Source organism: Micromonospora sp. NPDC005299, from assembly GCF_042872345.1.
GTDB lineage: Bacteria > Actinomycetota > Actinomycetes > Mycobacteriales > Micromonosporaceae > Micromonospora.
This window is the reverse complement of the sequence record NZ_JBIAKG010000001.1, coordinates 1033558-1053372: the sequence shown is the minus strand read 5'-3', so window position 1 is coordinate 1053372 and position 19815 is coordinate 1033558. Positions and strand designations below refer to the sequence as shown.

The 19815-nt window shown below is 72.5% G+C and carries 16 protein-coding genes and 1 tRNA gene; 7 read left to right on the top strand and 10 right to left on the bottom strand.

The window, feature by feature from the left end:
* Positions 1-3: 3 nt before the first annotated feature.
* A complete protein-coding gene (locus ACFYPD_RS05090; protein WP_387108991.1) occupies positions 4-1062 on the top strand; it encodes an aspartate-semialdehyde dehydrogenase in 1059 nt (352 codons plus the stop codon).
* Between the two features lie 46 nt (positions 1063-1108).
* On the opposite strand, the gene ACFYPD_RS05085 is transcribed toward ACFYPD_RS05090, so the two are convergent.
* Positions 1109-2572, bottom strand: a complete 1464-nt coding sequence (locus tag ACFYPD_RS05085; protein ID WP_387108988.1) for a diguanylate cyclase — start codon at positions 2570-2572, stop codon at positions 1109-1111.
* A 176-nt stretch (positions 2573-2748) separates the two neighbouring features.
* On the opposite strand from ACFYPD_RS05085, the gene ACFYPD_RS05080 reads away from it, so the two are divergent.
* Complete coding sequence (locus tag ACFYPD_RS05080; protein WP_387108986.1) at positions 2749-3528, top strand: phosphodiesterase; 780 nt, start codon at positions 2749-2751, stop codon at positions 3526-3528.
* Positions 3529-3533: 5 nt separating this feature from the next.
* Positions 3534-4166, top strand: a complete 633-nt coding sequence (locus ACFYPD_RS05075) for a histone deacetylase (RefSeq protein ID WP_387108984.1) — start codon at positions 3534-3536, stop codon at positions 4164-4166.
* Between the two features lie 252 nt (positions 4167-4418).
* Here the strand turns inward: ACFYPD_RS05075 and ACFYPD_RS05070 are convergent, their stop codons facing one another.
* On the bottom strand, positions 4419-5219 hold the full coding sequence (locus ACFYPD_RS05070) for an alpha/beta fold hydrolase (protein WP_387108982.1): 801 nt from the start codon (positions 5217-5219) through the stop codon (positions 4419-4421).
* Positions 5220-5504: 285 nt separating this feature from the next.
* Between ACFYPD_RS05070 and ACFYPD_RS05065 the strand changes: the two genes are divergently transcribed.
* Positions 5505-7247: a bifunctional metallophosphatase/5'-nucleotidase gene (locus ACFYPD_RS05065; protein WP_387108979.1), complete on the top strand. Its 1743-nt coding sequence runs from the start codon at positions 5505-5507 to the stop codon at positions 7245-7247.
* Between the two features lie 68 nt (positions 7248-7315).
* Here ACFYPD_RS05065 and ACFYPD_RS05060 read toward each other — a convergent pair whose 3' ends face one another.
* The 3 genes from ACFYPD_RS05060 to ACFYPD_RS05050 form a co-directional block, all read right to left on the bottom strand.
* The gene (locus ACFYPD_RS05060) at positions 7316-8596 is read right to left on the bottom strand and encodes an MFS transporter (protein ID WP_387108977.1); all 1281 of its coding nucleotides are present in this window, start codon (positions 8594-8596) and stop codon (positions 7316-7318) included.
* Between the two features lie 88 nt (positions 8597-8684).
* Positions 8685-11186, bottom strand: coding sequence for a hypothetical protein (locus tag ACFYPD_RS05055; RefSeq protein ID WP_387108974.1), 2502 nt, complete (start codon positions 11184-11186; stop codon positions 8685-8687).
* Between the two features lie 4 nt (positions 11187-11190).
* On the bottom strand, positions 11191-11880 hold the full coding sequence (locus tag ACFYPD_RS05050) for a hypothetical protein (RefSeq protein ID WP_387108971.1): 690 nt from the start codon (positions 11878-11880) through the stop codon (positions 11191-11193).
* Positions 11881-12096: 216 nt separating this feature from the next.
* Here ACFYPD_RS05050 and ACFYPD_RS05045 point away from each other — a divergent pair, with 216 nt between their 5' ends.
* Complete coding sequence (locus tag ACFYPD_RS05045; RefSeq protein ID WP_387108968.1) at positions 12097-12570, top strand: hypothetical protein; 474 nt, start codon at positions 12097-12099, stop codon at positions 12568-12570.
* Positions 12571-12586: 16 nt separating this feature from the next.
* Here ACFYPD_RS05045 and ACFYPD_RS05040 read toward each other — a convergent pair whose 3' ends face one another.
* The 3 genes from ACFYPD_RS05040 to ACFYPD_RS05030 form a co-directional block, all read right to left on the bottom strand.
* Entirely contained in the window at positions 12587-13699 is a 1113-nt protein-coding gene (locus tag ACFYPD_RS05040; RefSeq protein WP_387108965.1) for a calcium:proton antiporter, read from the bottom strand.
* Between the two features lie 170 nt (positions 13700-13869).
* A tRNA-Pro gene (locus ACFYPD_RS05035) sits at positions 13870-13946 on the bottom strand.
* A gap of 74 nt (positions 13947-14020) precedes the next feature.
* Complete coding sequence (locus ACFYPD_RS05030; RefSeq protein ID WP_387108963.1) at positions 14021-14914, bottom strand: metallophosphoesterase; 894 nt, start codon at positions 14912-14914, stop codon at positions 14021-14023.
* Positions 14915-14939: 25 nt separating this feature from the next.
* Here ACFYPD_RS05030 and ACFYPD_RS05025 point away from each other — a divergent pair, with 25 nt between their 5' ends.
* On the top strand, positions 14940-15395 hold the full coding sequence (locus ACFYPD_RS05025) for a GatB/YqeY domain-containing protein (RefSeq protein ID WP_387108960.1): 456 nt from the start codon (positions 14940-14942) through the stop codon (positions 15393-15395).
* A gap of 64 nt (positions 15396-15459) precedes the next feature.
* Here the strand turns inward: ACFYPD_RS05025 and ACFYPD_RS05020 are convergent, their stop codons facing one another.
* Positions 15460-17907 (bottom strand): transglycosylase domain-containing protein, encoded by a 2448-nt coding sequence (locus ACFYPD_RS05020; protein ID WP_387108958.1) that lies wholly within the window; start codon positions 17905-17907, stop codon positions 15460-15462.
* Between the two features lie 401 nt (positions 17908-18308).
* Here ACFYPD_RS05020 and ACFYPD_RS05015 point away from each other — a divergent pair, with 401 nt between their 5' ends.
* Positions 18309-18629, top strand: coding sequence for a WhiB family transcriptional regulator (locus tag ACFYPD_RS05015; protein ID WP_387108956.1), 321 nt, complete (start codon positions 18309-18311; stop codon positions 18627-18629).
* A gap of 25 nt (positions 18630-18654) precedes the next feature.
* On the opposite strand, the gene ACFYPD_RS05010 is transcribed toward ACFYPD_RS05015, so the two are convergent.
* Complete coding sequence (locus ACFYPD_RS05010; RefSeq protein WP_387108954.1) at positions 18655-19806, bottom strand: ArsA family ATPase; 1152 nt, start codon at positions 19804-19806, stop codon at positions 18655-18657.
* Between the last annotated feature and the right edge of the window lie 9 nt (positions 19807-19815).

The following is a 19815-nucleotide window of genomic DNA, read 5'->3' as shown; positions in this document are numbered from 1 at the left end:
CGGATGTCGTCGCTGCCCACCCTCGCCGTGGTCGGCGCGACCGGTGCCGTCGGCACGGTGATGTGCCAGATCCTCTCCTCCCGCCGCAACGTGTGGGGCCAGATCCGGTTGCTCGCCTCCGAGCGCTCGGTCGGCCGCCAGATTCAGTGCCGGGGCGAGTTGCTGACCGTCCAGGCGCTCACCGCCGAGGCGTTCGACGGCGTGGACGTGGCGATGTTCGACGTCCCGGACGCGGTCTCGGCCGAGTGGGCGCCGGTCGCGGTCAGCCGCGGCGCGGTCGCGGTGGACAACTCCGGCGCGTTCCGCATGGACCGGGACGTGCCGCTGGTCGTCCCCGAGATCAACCCCGAGCAGGTCCGCAACCGGCCGAAGGGGATCATCGCCAACGCCAACTGCACCACCCTGGCGATGATCGTGGCGATCGCCCCGCTGCACCGCGAGTACGGCCTGCGCGAGCTGGTCCTCGCCTCGTACCAGGCGGTGTCCGGGGCCGGTCAGGCCGGCGTGGACACGCTGCACGCCCAGCTCGGCAAGATCGCCGGGGACCGGGTGCTCGGCTCCCGGCCGGGCGACGTCCGGCAGGCGGTCGGCGACGAGCTGGGCCCGTTCCCCGCGCCGCTGGCGCTCAACGTGGTGCCCTGGGCCGGCTCGCTCGCCGACGGCGGCTGGTCGTCCGAGGAGCTGAAGATGCGCAACGAGTCGCGCAAGATCCTCGGGCTGCCCGACCTCAAGGTCTCCGCGACCTGCGTCCGGGTGCCCGTGGTGACCGGTCACTCGGTCGCGGTGCACGCGGTCTTCGCCACCGAGGTCGACGCCGAGGGCGCCCGCGAGGTGCTGCGCAACGCGCCCGGCGTGATCCTGGTCGACGACCCGGCCGCCGGCGAGTTCCCGATGCCGATCGACGCGGTGGGCACCGACCCGTCCTGGGTCGGCCGGATCCGCCGAGCCGTCGACGACCCGCGCGCCCTCGACCTCTTCGTCACCGGCGACAACCTGCGCAAGGGCGCCGCCCTCAACACCGCCCAGATCGCCGAGCTGCTGGCCAAGGAGCTGACCCGCTGATCCGTCCGGCGTCCGCCCCGCTGCGAGGCGCGGGCGGCCGCGCCGGTCAGGCGGCGGAGAGGTGCACGCCGTCGCGGCCGTGCCGCTTGACGGCGTAGAGGGCCTGGTCGGCGCGGCGCAGGGTCCGCTCCGGGGTCTCGCCGGGCCGCGGAAGGGCGACGCCGACGCTGATCGTCCGGCCGGTGCGGCGGGCGGCCTCGGTGAGCCGCTCGGCGATGCGGACGGCCTCCTCCGGGCGGCTCACCTCGATCACCGCGACGAACTCGTCGCCGCCGGTCCGGTACAGCTCGTCGCCCTGGCGCAGCGCCCCCTCCAGCGCCCGGGCCAGCCCCACCAGCAGCTGGTCGCCGGCCTGGTGGCCGTACGTGTCGTTGACGTCCTTGAAGCCGTCCACGTCGATCGCTAGCAGGGCGGTACGCCCCGGCGTGGCGCTCGCGATCCGCTGCCCGAACGGCCCGGTGTGGCGCAGCCCGGTGAGCGGGTCCGAGCTGGCCTGCTCGCGCAGCCGGGCGAGCGTACGCAGCCGGTCGAGGCAGATCCACGCCTGCCCGGCCAGCAGCTCGATGAGGTTGACCGTGGTCGGGTCCGGGCGCAGCAGCCGCTCGTCGGCGACCAGGAGCACCCCGCCGCCGTCCGGCGGGCCGACCGGCACCGCCACCAGGGTGCGCGCTCCGGCCCGGGTCAGCGGCAGGTAGTCCTCGGTCGGCGGATGCCCCTCCTCGCCCAGCGTGTACGCCGAGCCGTGCCGGTGCGCGCGGGCGATCATCCGGGCGAGCGCCGCCGGGCCGGCCTCGGCCACCTCGGCCCGGATCCGGGCCTCCAGCGCTCCGGGGGTGCCCGTCGGCGTGCCCAGCCGGGGTTCGCGGGGGCCGGGGAGGATCAGCACGGCGGCGGAGAGCGCCGAGACGTCCCGGGCCGCGGCGATCGCGGCGGTCATCAAGTCCCAGTCGGTGGGTGCGGTGGTCATCGCGGCGGCGTGCCGGAGCAGCTTCTCGCTGCGGCTCTCGGCCGGCGGCCCGCCGAGCGCGGTGATCCGGGCGCCGAGCCGGTCGGCCAGCCGCTGCGCGGTCTCCCGCCACCGGTCCGTCTCGACCGGGCCGCTCCACTGGAGGTCCAACACGCCGAGCGGGCGGCCCGCCCGGTCCCGTACCGGCACGCAGATCTCGGCGGTGACGTCGGGGCGTACCGGGAGGTAGTCGGGGTCGGCGGTCACGTCGGGGACGGTGGCGGGCTCGCCGGAGTCGTACACCCGGGCCACGATCGACGGCTCCTGGTTCAGGGGCGACGTGCCGGAGTTGTCGGTCGGGGTCTTCAGCGGCACGGTGGAGAAGACCTGCCAGGCGCCGGTGGCCGCGACGCAGCGGAGCCGGTCGTGGACCTGGAGCAGGATCGAGACGGTCGCCGGGGTGTGCCGGGCCAGCGCCGCGACGGTCCACTGGCACGCCTCCAGCGCGGTCGACGCCATCGGAAGGCGGACCGTGACGTCCCGGACGACTCGCTCGTGATCCACGTCGTTCCTGCTCGGAGGGGGCGGGGCGCGATCAAGGGTACCCAGCGCGGCAGCCGGCGACCTTCGTACACATGTGCTATCCACAGGCTGTGGACGGGACCTGTGGATGCGACAGGGCCGCGCGGTCGGGGGCGGCGACGATAGCGTGAGGGTCCCGGGCTCGTCAGGAGGCGCCGATGCTCATCGCCCAGCTCAGCGACCCGCACGTGACCACCGGCCTGCTCGCCGCCGAGCAGGCGTCCGGCCTGCACCGGGCGCTCGGCCGGGTGCTCGCCCTGCGCCCCCGGCCGGACTGCGTGGTGATCACCGGCGACCTGGTGAGCAACGGCCGACCGGACGAGTACCTCGCGCTGCGCGAGATCATCGGGCGCTTTCCGCTGCCCGTCCACCTCGCACCGGGCAACCACGACGACCGGGAGTCCCTGCTCGACACCTTCGGCGGCACCCCGTACCTGGGTGGCGGCTTCTCGGCCTTCTACCACGTGGACCAGCCGGACGGCACGCTCGTGATGCTCGACTCGCTCGCCCCCGGCGGCGACGCCGGGCGGCTCGGCGACGACCAGCTCGGCTGGCTCGACGGGGTGCTCGCCGGCCGCGCCGAGGTGCCCGCCGTCGTCTGCCTGCACCATCCGCCGGTCGCGGTCGGCGTCCCGGCCATGGACGCCATGGGGCTCACCGACGCCGACGCTCTCGCCGAGGTGATCGGGCGCCATCCCCATGTGGTCCGGGTCGCCGCCGGCCACCTGCACCGGCCGGTCACCAGCGCTTTCGCCGGCACGGTGCTGACCACCGCGCCGAGCACCTGGATGCAGGTCAGCCTGGCCATGACGGACGAGGAGGAGATCGGGTGGGTCGCCGAGCCGACCGCCTTCCTGCTGCACCGGGTGGCCGACGGCGGCTGCGTGACGCACACCGTGCAGGTCAGCCACGCCGCCGGGCGGACCTGCTGGTTCTGACCGGAGTGGAGCGGCTTCTCTGGTACGTCGCGTACGGCTCGAACCTGCACGCGGCGCGCCTCGACCGGTACCTCCGTGGTGGGCGGCCGCCCGGCGGGCTGCGCACGTACCCGGGCTGCCGGGACTGCCGACCACCCCGCCGGACGGTCGCCGGGTCGATCCCCGGCGGCGTCTACTTCGCCGGCGAGTCGCGCGCCTGGACCGGCGGGATGGCGTTCTACGACCCGGAGCTGCCCGGACGAGCGGCCGTGCGGGGCTACCTGGTGACGGTCGAGCAGTTCGCCGACATCGCGGCGCAGGAGATGTACCGGCCGCCCGGGGCGGACCTGGACCTGATCCGGGTGGCGGCGGAGACCGGCCGGGCCACCCTCGGCCCGGGCCGCTACGAGACGCTGCTCCGGGTCGGCACCCGCGACGGCCTGCCGATGCTCACCTTCACGGCCCCGCACCCGGCGTCCGAGGTGGAGTGGGCCTCGCCCGCCCCGGTCTACCTCGGCATGCTCGCCCGCGGGCTGCGTGAGGCGCACGGCTGGGACGTCGCCCGGACCACCGACTACCTGGCGGACCGGCCCGGGGTCGCCGGACACTGGCCCCGCTCCGGGGTTCGCCGACTGGTCGCGGAGACGTGGACGCCGTGATCGGGAGCGCTACCGGGCGGACCGGCAGAACGGGGTCACCGTTCGGTCGGGATCGGCCACCCGGCGGCTGTATTTGCCTGCGCAGAGGTTGTCGGCGCAAGCGTTCCTCGGTGACATTGGCAGCGTCGACGGGCATGCCCGGCCGGCAGTTGTTCGTGGACCAGCAGGCGCCGCACCCTCCTGCTGGTCCACCCTGCGCACGGCGCCGGCTCCCTGGTCCCTGGGGGTCGGCGCCGTGGGCGCCGGACCGGCTCAGCCCAGCAGGGCGTCCCGCAGCGCGGGGGCCAGCACCTCCGGCGGCACCTCGTGGAAGCCACCCGACAGGCTGAGGTGGGTGGCCCGGGGGATCGCCCCGGCGGTCGCCACGGCCGCGTCCCGCAGCCACGGCGGGCTGCCGGTGCTGTCCACCACCACGGTGGGGGCGGCGATCGCCGTGAGCCGGTCGGTGGGCAGGCCGGCGTAGCCGGTGACGGTCGTGTCGTAGGCCAGGGTGTGCGCCAGACCCGCCATCCAGGACCACTCCGGCGCTTCGCGCATCCCGCCGACCGCCTCGGGCGGCACCCCGACCGCGTCGGTCAGGAACAGCGCGACGGCGTCGTCGCGCCGGCCGGCCGACACCAGTTCGCTCAACCGCTCGGCCAGCCCCGGCTTGGGACCCCCGTGCGGGCCGGCCCGGAAGGGCGGCTCGAAGAGCGCCAACCCGGTGACCGGGACCCCCTCGGCCGCCGCGTACGCGGCGAGGATCGCGCCGGAGGAGAGTCCGTAGAGCCGGGCGGCGCCACCCACCCGGTCGATCAGGGCCGCCACGTCCTCGATCTCGCGCTGCACCGCGTACGGCCCGGTGTCACCGCTGTCGCCGCGACCCCGGCGGTCGTAGCCGTACACGGTGAAGTCGGCGGCGAGCGCGGCGGCCAGCGGTCGCGTGGTGCTCCGGTCGTTGAAGGCCCCGCCGACCAGGATGATCGGCGGCCCGTCGCCGGCCGTCTCGTACGCGATGGTGGTGCCGTCGGCGGAGCGCACCGAGTCCACCGTCCAGGTGGTGCCGTTCGTCATGCCTAACTTCCTACTGCAGACCGGCGACAACGGGGAGCCGTGAAGGATTTCACCTGCCCGTCATGTCCGACTCGTCGGGCAGACCGGCACAGGTCGCCGTCCATATTCACCATTCTGTGTGCCGCTCCGGTCGACCTCTCGCCCGGCGGATGAGAAGCTTGCCCCCGGCGGGGCGGTGTCCCCCGACTGCCGCCTTCCGCGATCGACCCCTGTCACGCCACGGATCAGGGTCACCGGGCGAACCATCGTCCGGACACCACGCGCCGGTATCTCACGAGGAGTTCCATGTCCGTCCCCGGGATGCGCCGCCGGGCCGCCGTCGGCCTGGCCGCACTCGCCGCCACCGCGTTCACCGCGGTCGCCGTACACCCCGACCAGGCCGAGGCCCGTCCGAAGCCGATCGACGTCAAGCTGCTCGCCATCAACGACTTCCACGGCAACCTGGAGCCGCCGACCGGTTCCAGCGGCACCATCGACGGTAAGACCGCCGGTGGCGCGGAATACCTGGCCACCCAGCTGGAGATGCTGCGCGGCACCACGAAGAAGGAGCGGGAGCACACCGTCACGGTCGCCGCGGGTGACCTGATCGGCGCCTCCCCGCTGCTCTCCGCCGCGTTCCACGACGAGCCCACCGTCGAGGAGATGAACCTCGCCGGGCTCGAGTTCACCAGCGTCGGCAACCACGAGTTCGACGAGGGCGCCACCGAGCTGCTCCGGATGCAGAACGGCGGCTGCCACCCGGTCGACGGCTGCGCCGACGGCACCCCGTTCAAGGGCGCCGAGTTCCAGTACCTCTCGGCGAACGCCTTCAAGACCGCCACCGGCAAGCCGCTGCTGCCGCCGTACGGCATCAAGAAGATCGACGGCGTCAAGATCGGCTTCATCGGGATGACCCTGGAGGGCACCCCGCAGATCGTCAGCCAGCAGGGCGTCGCCGGGCTGTCCTTCGCCGACGAGGCGGACACCGCCAACAAGTACGCCCGCATCCTGCGCCAGCAGGGCGTGCAGGCCATCGTCGTGCTGCTGCACGAGGGTGGCGTCCAGAACGGCGGCGGCATCAACGACTGCGTCGGGTTCAGCGGCCCCATCGTCGACATCGCGAACCGGATGGACCCGTCCATCGACGTGATCGTCAGCGGGCACACCCACGCCGCCTACAACTGCAACATCAACGGCAAGCTCGTCACCAGCGCCAGCTCCTTCGGCCGCCTGGTCACCGACATCGACCTGAAGATCGACCGGCGGACCAAGGACATCGTCAGCGCCTCGGCGAACAACGTCGTGGTCACCCGGGACGTCCCGAAGGACCCGGCCAGCACCGAGCTGATCAACCGCTACAAGACCGCCCTCGGCCCGGTGGCCGACAAGGTGGTCGGCGAGACCACGAGCGTGCTCACCAAGACCCAGGAGAACCTGTACCAGACCGGGGTCGACGTTAACGGCAAGCCGACGTACCAGACCGGTGAGTCGCCGCTGGGCAACCTGATCGCCGACGCCCAGCTCGCCGCCACCGACAACGAGCAGAACGCGGTCGCCGCGTTCATGAACCCCGGTGGTGTCCGCGCCGACCTCGACGCCGGCCCGGTCACCTACGCCGAGGCGTTCACCGTCCAGCCGTTCGCCAACAACCTGGTGACCCTGGACCTGACCGGCGCCCAGCTCTACTGCATGTTGGAGCAGCAGTTCACCACCGCCAAGGTGCTGTACGCGTCCTCGACCGTGCACTACGTCGTCGACGTCAACGGCACCACCGCGCCGGCCGCGTCGCCGTGCACCGGCACCCGCGTGGTCCGGGGCAGCCTCACCATCAACGGCACCCCGGTGAGCGACACCGCGACCTACCGGGTCACGGTGAACAACTTCCTCGCCGGCGGTGGCGACGGCTTCAGCGTGCTCACCGGTGGCACGAACGCCGTCACCGGCCTGATCGACCTGGACGCCTTCACCGCGTACCTGACCGAGAAGTCGCCAGTCTCCGCGCCGGCGCTGGACCGGATCCAGACCACCGCGGAGGTCCCCGCCGCCTGACGGCCGACCGCATGACGAACGGGCCCCGGAGCGGATGCTCCGGGGCCCGTTCGTGTGCCGCGACAAGCTCAGGCGTGCGCGGGCTCCGGCTCCCGGACCGCGGCGGCGACGCGGCCGTCCTGCGCGGTGGTGAGCAGCCGGCGCAGCGACAGGGCCAGCACCGAGGCGATCAGGCACCCGCCCACCACGACCGCCACCCAGAGCCGGCCGTGCGCCGCGCCGATCAGCGGGCCCGCGGTGACCGGGCCGATGACCCCGCTGATCCCGAAGATCATCGAGCTCATCGCGTTGTAGCGACCGCGCAGCTCGTCGGTGGCGAGCGCGTTGGTCAGCGCCGGCATGACCGGCGACAGCATCGTCTCGCCGAACCCGAAGATCGCCGAGCAGGCCACCACGCCGAGCGCCGCGAGCAGCGCGTTGCCCGTGCCGACCAGTCCGGCCGCGCCGAGGACCAGCCAGGCGGTCGCGAAGACCGCGCCCACCGCGGCGAGCGCGCCGGTCCGGCTCCGCCCCTCCATCCGGCGGATCACCAGCAGCTGGGAGACCACGATCATCACGGTGTTGCCCGCGAGCGCCCACGCCACCACGCGGGGTGACACCTCCACCACCCGCACCGAGTACGCGGCGAAGCCCACCTCGATCTGCGCGTAACCGCAGGTGGTGAGGACCAGGCCGAAGAGGACCAGCCGGCGGAACGGCCGGTCGCGCAGCACGGCGAGATAGCCCCCGGCCCCCGGTGCGGCGTCCGCCGCCCGGTCCTTGACCAGGCGATGGCCGACGTGCGGCAGGGTCAGCAGGATCAGGCCCGGCATCAGGTAGCTCACCGCGTCCAGCACGTAGATGGCCTGGAAGGTGAGCGGCCGGGCGATGTCGACCACCGCGCCGGAGATCAGGCCGCCCACGCCGATGCCCAGGTTGAGCAGCGCAAAGTTCAACCCGAACACCCGCTGCCGCTCACCGTCGCCGGTGAGCGAGGCGAGGATGGTGTTCTGGCCGGACCAGATCGCCGAGCTGCCGACAGCGATCAGCGTCATCACGCCGAACGCCGACGCGGTCGAGTCGACCAGCGCCAGCGAGCCGGTGCCGATCGCCTCGACGGCCAGGCACGGCAGCACCACCCGACGCGCGCCGAACCGGTCGATCAGCGTGCCGCCCAGCGGCGACAGCGCCAACGTCACCGCGCCGAACCAGCCGATCACCAGGCCGGCGCGGGCGTCGCTCAGCCCGCGTACGTCGGTGAGGTAGATGAAGAGGAAGGGCAGGGTGAGGCCGCGCCCGACGGCCGACAGCAGGGTGCCGAGCATGATCCGGCGGGCTTCGGGACGGGCGGGCAGGGCGCGGCGCAGCATGCCTGGATTCTGTTGCCGGGGTACGACAGGCGGCGAACGGTTTTCGGGTGGCCCACCTCACCCCGCTGCTCACGGGGTGAGGTGGGTCTCAGCCGATCGGCGTCGGTGTCGGCAACGCCGACCCGTCGACCGTGGCGGCCGGCGGTGACCCTTCGGTTGCGACGGCCGACGGTGATTCCACTGCCGCCGCGGTCGCCTCCGGAGTCGTACCGGACGGGGTGACTCCCGGCGAGGTGGAGGCGGAGTCCGCGGGCGACGGGGTCCCGGCGGCCGCCGGCGCGGTGGGGCCGGCGGGCGCCGACGGCGCGACGGACGGCGTGTCGGTGGGGCTAGGGGTCAGGCCGGCGGCGGGCATCGGCGTCGCCGCGGTCGGGGAGGGCGTGCCGCCGGTCGTCGCCGCGACGGCCGGGTCCTGCCCGACGATCGCCACGATCTGCGCCTTGAACCCCTCCAGGCGGGCCTGGATCTCCTGGGGACCGAGCCCCCGGATGTGCCGGCCGAACCGCTCGATCTCCCGCCACAGCGCGGTGATGCGGTCCTTCGTGTCGTCGCTCAGCCCCTTGGGCAGGGTGAACACGAGTTGCGAGGCCACCGCGTACGTCTGGCAGTCCCGGCAGGAGTAGTTCACGGCCGCCGACACGTTCTCCGGCACGATCACGTCGGCGGGCCCGACGACGAGCACCACCTGAAACGAGACCGCCACCGTGCGGCAGTCCCGGCAGCTCGCCAGGGCGTAGGCCTCGTTGCGGTTGTCGACGTCGCCCTCGTCCCCGTCGGCCCACACGAGGGCGAACGCCACGTCGTAGACGGTGGAGCCGTCCCGGGTGTTGACCGCCAGGGCCTGGTTGTCTCCCGGGCCCGGCGCCTCCGGCGGGTTGAACGGGAAGACCCAGGTCGATCGCGGGTGGGCCCCGGCCGGCGAGGCGGGCTCCCGGGGCACTAGGACGAGCGCCAGCCGCTGCTCGCCCGGGGTGGGTGGCGTGGTGGCGCCGGGCCAGACGGTGGTCACCGTTCGCCGCTCCCCGACCCGGAGCGGCGGCTCGACCGCCGGCACGGCGGAATGCCGCTGCCCGGCGGGCAGCACGTCGGCGACGGTGCCGCGCTCGTGCTCCTGCACCGGCCGGTACGTCGCCGGGTCCGGCCACCAGGCCCAGACCAGGGCCGCCACCAGCGCGCCGCCGGCCACCACGGCGCCGACGCGGTGCAGCCGCCGGCCCGCCGTGGCCCGCCAGACCGAGCGGACCGTCCGCCGCACCAGCCGGATCAGGAGGTACGCCGTGCCGAGCAGGGGCAGGCAGATGGCGAGCACGGACAGCAGCCGGACGCCGATACTGGGGACGTCCCCGTCCACCCAGTTCGCGACCAGGAGCACCGACTGGCGCCGCAGGCCCTGCCAGGCGGTCGCCACGACCCGGGGCAGGGCCGTCACCATCAGCACCAGCGTGATCAGGAGCAGGGGCACCACGATCAGCACCCACAGGGTCACCACGACCCGGGCCCACGGCTTCAGCACCTTGGACTCCGGGCGGTTCCACCGGGTCGGAAGCAGGCCGAGCAGCGTCGGCTTGATGCGGGCGTAGAGGTCCGGCACCCCGGTCAGGTCCGCCAGGATGTGATAGCCGTCGAAGCGGACGAACGGCGCCAGTTGCCGGAGCATCTGCAGCACCTGGGCCACGATGACGAGCAGCAGCGCGTCCCACCGGGTGATCGCCCAGGTGGCGAAGATCGCCACCGCGACGATCGCGTTGAAGTACAGGCCGCCGAGGTCGACGCGGATCCGGCCCGCCCGTCCCAGGCGGTAGCTGTCGTCGACGTTGGTGTAGAAGGCGGGCCAGACCAGGTACAGGCCCACACCCATGGTGCCGGGGGTGGCGCCGCCGTACCGGCAGGCCGCGGCATGCCCGAACTCGTGGAAGCCGGCCGAGACGATGGTGATGGCGAAGACCAGCAGCAGCAGACCCGGCCTGTCGAACACCTGGTGGGTGGCGGAGGCGAGCCCCTTCTCGAACAGCACCCATCCGGTGGACAGCAGGAAGGCGACCAGGACGAGGGCGACGACCAGGGGTCGGAACAGGACCGCGAACGGCCGGGTGATCCGTCGGGTCACCCGGGGGTTGGAGACCACGAGCCGGAACCGCAGCGCCAGCAGGGGATTGGCCTTGCGTGCCGTCGGGGCGGAGCCGTCGGTTCGCCGGATGAGCCCGAGCGGGCGCAGCTTCTGCTCGGTCAGCATCCGGACGTTGTCCGCGGTGACCAGACGGTCGATCCTCCCGCTGACCAGCGCCGCGATCTCCGGGTAGCCGCGCCGGCCGTCCATCGCCTCGAGAACGAGGTACAGCAGCCGGGTGAGCTGGCAGGTCTGGCCGTCGGCCCGCCGTACCAGCCCGGGTGGCTGGCGGTACCCGGAGCCCGGCAGTTCGCCCAGCAGTTCCAGTCCTGGCGCGTGGGCGGGCACGACCTCCCGCGGGCCGGAGCCGGTGGCCTCGGCGGTGTCCGGGTCCGGTCGGGGACCCCCCGCAGGGCGGAGCACCGTGCTGACGGCGCCCCGCCCTTGCGGGGTGATCGGGCCGGACGGCGAGATGACACTCATCGCGCTACTGGGTGATCTCGGCCTGCTGGTCGGCCGTGGCGCGAGCCGTCACGTCGTCGAGATGCTGGGTGATGATCGCGTCCTGCTGGGAGATGGCGGTGGCGCTGGAGTCCACCGACGCGACGTTCGCGGAGACGGCGGCGTCGATCGGGGCCGCGACGTTGGCGTTGGCGGCGACCGCGCCGGCGACCGGCGCGGCGAGGTCGGCGTCGAGGGCCACGTTGACGTCGACGTTCAGCAGGTCGCCGTCGAGCATCGACGCCGGGTCGGTCGGGACGGTGACATCCCCGTCGTTCGTGTCACCGGCGCCGGGTTCGGTGGTGCCCGGGTCCGTGGGGCCCGCGTCGGTCGTGCCGTCGTCGATCACGTCGTTGGACTGGTCGATCGCGCTGTCCTGGGGAGCGGTGGCGATCGCGTGGCCGGAGATGGTCTGGTCGATGAGGACGCCCTGGTCGGACAGGGCGGCCGCGGTCGAGCCCGTGGAGAGGATGTTGGCACCCACGGCGGCGTCGATCGGGGCGGCGACATTGGCGTTGGCGGCCACCGCGAGGTCGATCGGCGCCGCGAGATCCAGCCCGAGGTCGAGGTCCACGTTGAGGTCGAGGAGAGAAATCACCTCCTTGGTGGGCAGTGCGGTCGCCGCCTCCGCGGCCAACTCGTCCAGGGACAGCGGTGTGAGTTCCGGTGTGCTCACGGTCAGCTCCATTCCGGTACGCGCGTCGCGTGCCACGGTCTCTCATGACGTACGACCGAGTGCATCCGGCATCTCGGGCGCCGCGTGCCGCTCGATCAACGGTGCGGATCTCGGTGCCCCGGATATTCGAGCTCGAAACCTTCCAGCGGGCCCGGGCCGGGCGCCGCCGGTGCGGCTGACCGGCGACCTGTCGGTGCGGTCTGCCATGCTGGCCCGGTGACCACGACCTGGCGCCACCTCCCCGCATCCGCCCGGGAGATCGCCGAGGCTGCCACGGAGGCCGTGACCGCCGCCGCCGAGCGCGACGGTGCGGCGTACGAGCCGGCGGTCGAGCGGCTCGCCGCCGCGGACCGGGCCGGGCTGGTGCTCGGCGGCGTGGTCCGGTTGCTGCTGGAGGAGAGCCACGCGGACGGGCTGGACGGCGACGACATCCGTCAGGTGCTGGAGCGGTGCGTCCGGTCCACCGCGGCATGGCGGCCCGACGTCGACCCGCACGTGCTGCTGGTGCTGCTGGCGAGCGCGCTCGGCGTCTACGACCCGGGCGACGACGACGCACCGCCGGATGCGGCCGCGATCGCCCGGCACGCCCCGCTGCTCGTCGCCGACCTGCTGGCGGCCACCGGGCGGCCCCTGGCCGACTACCTGTCGGCCGCGTTCGCCGAGGTCGCCCGCACCGAACTGCACGACTGACCGCCGTCCGTGACGGTCACGGGCTGGCGGCGAGGAAGACGAACGCGGCGAGCAGCACCAGGTGCACCCCGCCCTGGAGCACGGTCGCGCGGCCCGGCACCACGGTGAGCACGCCGGTCACCGCGGTCAGCGCGAGCAGCGTCAGCTGGGTGCCGCCCAGGCCCAGCAGCAGCGGGCCGTCCAGCCAGATCGAGGCCAGCGCTATGGCCGGGATGGTCAGGCCGATGCTGGCCATGGCCGAGCCGAGCGCCAGGTTGAGGCTGATCTGCACCCGGTCCCGGCGGGCCGCCCGGGCGGCGGCGAGGGTCTCCGGCAGCAGCACCAGCAGGGCGATGACCACGCCGACGAACGCCTGCGGCAGGTTCGCCGCCTCGACGCCCGCCTCGATCGCCGGGGAGATGGTCTTCGCGTCCCCGACCACCGCGACCAGAGCCACCACCAGCAGCGCCAGGCTGACCAGCGCCGTGCGGGTGGACGGCGGGTCGGCGTGCCCGTCGCCGTCGGCGTCCTCGGGCATGATGCTGCCCTCCTGCGTCACCGGCAGGAAGTAGTCGCGGTGCCGGCCGGTCTGCACCATCACGAACAGGCCGTACAGGGCGAGCGAGGCGACCGCCGCGAAGGCCAGTTGCGCGGGGGAGAACTCCGGGCCGGGCCGGCTCGTGGTGAAGGTAGGCACCACCATGCTGAGGGTGGCGAGCGTGGCCACGGTGGCCAGTGCCCCGCCGGTGCCCTCCGGGTTGAACACCGCGATCCGCCGGCGCAGCGCGCCGAGCAGCAGCGACAGGCCGAGGATCCCGTTGCAGGTGATCATCACGGCGGCGAAGACGGTGTCCCGGGCCAGCGCCTGCGTCTTGTCGCCGCCGCTGATCATCAGCGTGACGATCAGACCGACCTCGATCACGGTGACCGCCACCGCGAGCACCAGCGAGCCCAACGGCTCGCCCACCTTGTGCGCCACCACCTCGGCGTGGTGCACGGCGGCGAGCACCGCCCCGGCGAGCAGCGCGGCCACCACCACGATCAGCGGGCCGGGCAGGTCCCGGCCCCAGGTGGCCGCGAGCACCAGAACCGCGATCAGGGGCAGGAGGGTGGTCCAATCGGTCAGGCGGGATCGGATCATGGCGGCCATGACATCAACCTTGCCAGGAAGATTGATCAACCGCCCGTGACCGGAAGCCGGTAACCCCGGTCGGCCAGGTTCCGTGCCAGGCGCCCGGGTGAGCCGCGCCACAACTCGGTGGTGGGTCCGCGAAAGCGAAGAGGCCGCACCCGGTGGAACCGGATGCGGCCGCTTACCTCTGGTCGGGGTGGCCGGATTCGAACCGACGACCTCTTCGTCCCGAACGAAGCGCGCTACCAAGCTGCGCCACACCCCGAGGCGTGCCGACAAATAGTAGCCCACCCGCTCCGATGGTCAAACTCCGTACCCCCGCCCCGGGACGCGGGCCGGTCAGCGGGGAATCAGGGTGAGGATGCTCGCCTCCGGGGGGCAGGCGAAGCGCACCGGCGCGGTGGGATGGGTGCCCAGGCCCGCCGAGACGTGCAGCCAGGAGTCGGAGCCGGGCCAGCGGTGCAGCCCGCGCGCCATCGACCGGGGCAGCCCGCAGTTGGTGACCAGCGCGCCGTAGCCGGGCACGCAGACCTGTCCACCGTGGGTGTGCCCGGCGAGCAGGAGCCCGAAGCCGTCGGCGGCCATCCGGTCCAGCACGGCCGGCTCCGGGGAGTGGGCCAGGGCGATGGAGAGCGCCCCGCCCGCGCTGACCGGCCCAGCCACGGCCGACCAGTCGTCCCGCTCGATGTGCGGGTCGTCCACGCCGGCCAGCTCGATCTCCCGGCCCCCGGCCTTGAGGGTGGTCCGCGCGTTGTTGAGGTCCACCCAGCCGGCGCCGGTGAAGACGTCGCGCAGCTCCTCGTACGGCAGCGGCACGCCCTCGGTGTACTCCCGGTCCGGCAGGAAGTAGGTGAACGGGTTCTTCAGGACCGGCCCGGTGTAGTCGTTGGAGCCGAAGACGAAGGCGCCGGGCAGGTCGAGCAGCGGTTGCAGGGCGCGCAGCACGCCCGGCACCGCGTCCGGGTGGGCCATGTTGTCCCCGGTGACCACCACCAGATCGGGGTCGAGGGCGGCCAGCGAGGCCACCCAGTCCTGCTTGCGCCGCTGGTCGGGCATCATGTGCAGGTCCGACAGGTGCAGTACGCGCAGCGGCTCGGCGTCGGTGGGGAGCACCGGTACGTCGTACCGCCGCAGGGTGAACATGTTGCGCTCGATGAGCGACGCGTACGCCAGGGTGGCCGCCCCGGCGGCGACGGTTCCGGCCGCGAGCCGGAATAGTGTGCGCTTTCGCATGGCGTTCAGGGTAGTTTGACCGTCCATGAGCACGCTGAAGGACCGCCTCACCGCCGACATGCGCGCCGCCCTCAAGGCGCGCGATGCGCTGACCACCTCCACGCTGCGGATGGCCCTCGCGGCCGTCGGCACCGCCGAGGTCGCCGGCAGGGAAAAGCGCGAGCTGAGCGACGACGAGGTGCTCGCGGTGCTGACCAAGGAGGCGAAGAAGCGCCGCGAGGCGGCCACCGCCTTCGCCGACGCGGGTCGCGCGGAGCAGGCCGGCAAGGAGACCGCCGAGGGTGAGGTGCTGGAGCGCTACCTGCCGAAGCAGCTCTCCGACGACGAGCTGGCCGAGCTGGTCTCGGGCGCGCTCGCCGCGGGCGGCTTCACCGGTAAGGCGCAGATGGGCCCGGCCATGAAGGCGGCCCAGGCCGCGGTGGCGGGCCGGGCCGAGGGCGGCCGGGTCGCCGCCGAGGTACGCCGCCAGCTCGGTCTCTGACCGCATCCGACGACGAAGCGGGCGGGCACCCCGGTGGGGTGCCCGCCCGCTGGCGTTGCTCGGGTCAGCCGCGCGGTCGGCCCGGGCGGCCCTGGTTGGGCGGCGGTGGGACCGCCGGCCCGCCGGGACCGGTGCCGGTGCCGGGCTTTGGCTGGCCGCCACCGGCGCTGACCTCAATCATCACCACGCCGCCCTTGATGGTGCGCCCGTCCGGGCTGGTGCCGGCCGCGGTGCCCACCGGGCACTCCGACGGGACCTTGCCGTCGGAGACCACCGGTTCGAAGCCGGCGCCGCGCAGCCGCGACTTGGCGGTGTCGACGGACTCGCACTTCACCCCGGGAATGGAGCGCTGGTCGCCCTCGATGATCTTCCCGCTCGGCGAGGTGAAGTTGATCCGCTCCTTGCCCTTCATGGCGTCCCGCAACGTCTGGTAGACCGCCGGGTTGATGCCCCACGGCACCTCGTTGTGCCTCATCCGCTGGTTGGTCTGCGGCCAGTCCGGGTCGGCCTCGATGCCGGCCACCGCGTACTGCTTCGTCATGGCGACCAGAGCGGAGGTCTTGTCCCCGTCGGTGGTGCCGGACTTGCCGGCCACCGGCGCGTTGACGACCCCGCGGACGTTACCCGCGGTGCCGTTCTTGCACTTCGAGGTCGACGAGTGGTCACCCACCGGGCAGCGCGCCGCGTCCACGGCGGCCCGGGCCACCTCGGTGCTGATCCGCTGTTCGCAGTGCGGGTTGGCGATGTCGAGCTTGTCGCCGTCCGGGCCGCGGATCTCCTGCACCGGGATCGGCTCGCAGTATTTCCCGTCGGCGGCCAGCGTGGCGTACGCGTTGGCCAGTTCCAGCGGGGTGGTCTGCGAGACGCCCAGGGTGAACGCGCCCCACTGGTGCGCGGCGTCCTTGGTGGCGGCGAACTTGGCGTCGTTGGACGCCCGGAAGGTGATGCCGAGCTTCTGCGCGGCCTTCACCACATTCTCCGCGCCGACGCGCTGCTGGAGCTCGACGAAGAAGGTGTTGACCGAAGCGCCGAACGCGCTCCACATGTTGTGCACGCCGGCCATCGACTTCGAGGCGTTCTGCGGGCAGTAGAAGTGGGTGCCCTTGCAGGCGGCCGGGTTGCCCGAGTCGATGATGTATTCCGACTTGAACTGCTCCTGCGCGTTGATGGTGTAGCTGAGCGGGTAGCCCTTCTCCAGGGCCGCCACCAGCGTGAAGATCTTGAAGGTCGAGCCGGCCTGGTAGCCGGTGATGCCGCCGCCGCCGCTGATCAGCGGGTTGACCGTGTTCGGGCGGTTGCCCCGGATCTTCTTCTTGGCCTTCTTAGGGTCGCTAGAGATCTTGTTCTGCGGATGGTCCGGGTCGTCGAGCTTGAAGTTCCGGTTGACCGCGATGGCGCGGACCCGGCCGCTTCCCGGCTCGACGACGGCCACCATCCGGGCCGCCGTCTTGTCCTCGCTCAGCTGGTTGCGGACCGCCTTGTCGGCGCCCTTCTGCGCCTGCACGTCGAGCGTGGTGGTGATGGTGTAGCCACCGCTCTTCAGCCGCCGCTCCCGGTCGTAGGAGGTGGAGCCGAAGGTCTCCTGCTGCATCCACCAGCGGTAGAAGTAGTCACAGAAGAAGCCCCAGGAGCGGGTGTTGGTGGCGACGCAGCCGTTCGGGGTGCGCTTGTTTCTCACCTGGAGCTTGATCTTCTTGGCCTGGTCGGCCTGCTCCTGGGTGATGGCACCGGTCAGCACCATGTTGTCGATGACGTAGTCGCGCCGGCCGACCGCCTCCGGGTAACCGGCCTTGGTGGTGGGGTCGAACGCGGTCGGCGCCTTCACCATGCCGGCGAGCATCGCCGACTCCTGGATGTCGAGCTTGCTCGGCACCTTGCCGAAGTAGACCTGGCTGGCGGCGTAGATGCCGTACGCGCCGTTGCCGAAGGCGGCGATGTTCAGGTAGCGCTCCAGGATCTCGTCCTTGGAGAGCTCCTTGTCGATCTGGAGCGCGTAGCGCATCTCGCGCAGCTTGCGGGCGCTGGTGTCCTCGGTCGCGGCGACCACGTCGGCCGGGTGGGTGGCCGAGTAGGAGATGGCCAGCCGGACGTACTGCATGGTGAGCGTCGACGCGCCCTGCCGCTGGGCCCCGGCCTGGTTGTTGACGAACGCCCGGGCCACGCCGTTGAGGTCCACGCCGTTGTGCTTGTAGAAGTCGTGGTCCTCGGCCGCGATGATGGCCTTCTGCATGACCGGGGCGATGTCCTTGAGCTTCACATCGCGCCGGTTCTCGTCGTACATCGTGGCCAGCGGGGTCTTGCCGTCGGCGGCCAGCAGGTAGGTGATCTGCGGCGACCGGGCCACCGTCAGTTCGGTGGGGAGCGCGCCGAATGTCTCCGCACCGGCCTTCGCGGCAAGTCCGGACATCGCCACCGCGGGGAAGGCCGCCGCAGCGACCACCACGCCGGCCAACAGGCCACAGATGAGTAGCGATGCGGCGTTGGTCAGCACGTTGTGGTCACGTTTCCGCATCCAGGTCACCTCGACAGGGTACGCGAGTAGGGAACGAGGGGCGCGTGGGGAAGTTTCCCCATTTCCTGCGCGCGCTGGCCTCGTTGTGCTAAACGCACGAACCCCGGTGCGTGGTTGCGTGAAACCTGGCAGAAGTCTCCTCCGAACGGAGGAGTGGCGCAGCGTTTCCACCTACTCGGGCGGGGTAGACGGCGGACGAAAGCCCGGGAAGCCGGGAGTGTCCGGAATGATGGATTTCGCCGACAACGTTGCGTAATCAGGCGACTACACAGCATGATGGTGGCGGCGACAGCAGCCACACGTCGTCCGCGCCGCCCTGGGGAGGCCGGCCCGGACGACCGGGGGGATTCGACGGCTGGTCGCGCGAAGTCGGTAGGCACAGCAAGGGGGGACGTGTACAGATGGGCATGATCACTGACTGGCCGTCACTGGCGGCGTGTCAGAACGGGGACCCGGACGCGTTGTTCGTACAGGGCGCCGAACAGAACGTGGCGAAGAGGATCTGCCGGAGCTGCCCAGTTCGGTACGAGTGCCTGGCCGACGCGCTCGACAACCGGATCGAGTTCGGAGTGTGGGGTGGCATGACCGAACGCGAACGCCGGGCGTTGCTGCGGCGTCATCCGCAGGTCACCAGCTGGCGCAAGATGTTCGAGGCGGCCATGAAGAAGAACGCCAAGGAGAAGGCCGGTCGGGACAAGATCCTCGTGACCACGGCCAACTGACCGACGCGCCGGTCGGTCGCGCCGCTCAGCGCCGGCTGATCGCCTCGCCGATCGTCCGCAGCCCGTCGACGTCGTGCACGTCGGCGGGCTGCGCCGTCACCGACACCGCCGGCACCGCCGGGAACGCCTCGGTGAACCGGGCCGCCACCCGCTCCTCCCGTGCCGCCTGCTCGGTGAGCGCGGCGTGTGCCCGCAGCACCTCGGCGGTGCGCTCGTGCCCGCCCGCATCCGCCAGCCGCTCCGCCGCGGCCAGACTGTCCCCCGCGGACAGGTCCGGCGCCGCCGGCCGGTGCACCCGGTTGACCACCAGGCCGGCGAGCGGCATCCGCTCGGCGCCCAGCCGGCCGGCGAAATAGGCGGCCTCTCGGACCGCGTCCGGCTCCGGCGCCGCGACCAGCAGGAACGCCGTCTCCCGGGCCTGAAGGATGCGGTACGTCTGCTCGGCCCGCTGCCGGAACCCGCCGAACATCGAGTCCAGCGCGGCGACGAAGCCGGACAGGTCGGTGAGCAGTTGCGCGCCGATCACCTTCTGCACCACCTTCGAGAACATCCCGAAGCTCGCCGTCACCAGGCTGAACATGCTCCGCCCGCCGCTGCGGGCCGGTGCGAGCAGCAGCCGGAGCATCCGCCCGTCGAGGAAGCGGGAGAGCCGGGCGGGCGCGTCCAGGAAGTCGAGCGCCGAGCGGGACGGCGGGGTGTCCACCACGATGAGGTCCCACTCGCCCCGGGCGTGCAGCTGACCCAGCTTCTCCATCGCCATGTATTCCTGCGTGCCGGCGAAGGTGGAGCTCATGGCCTGGTAAAAGGGGTTGGCGAAGATCTCCGCCGCCTTCGCCGGGTCGGTGTGCTGGAGCACCACGTCGTCGAAGGTGCGCTTCATGTCCAGCATCATGGCGTGCAACTGGCCGCCGCTGGACTCGACGTCGATGCCCTTGACCTGGCGCGGGGTGTTGTCCAGCTCGGTCAGGCCGAGCGACTGGGCCAGCCGGCGGGCCGGGTCGATGGTGAGCACCACCGTCCGCCGGCCGTGCCGCTCGGCCGCCCGCAGCGCCAGCGCCGCCGCGGTGGTCGTCTTGCCCACTCCGCCCGCCCCGCAGCAGACCACGATCCGTACGCCCGGATCGGCGAGGATCTGGTCGACGTCCAGCGGTGGCGCCGCGTCTTCGGAAGGCACCAATCGAGCGTA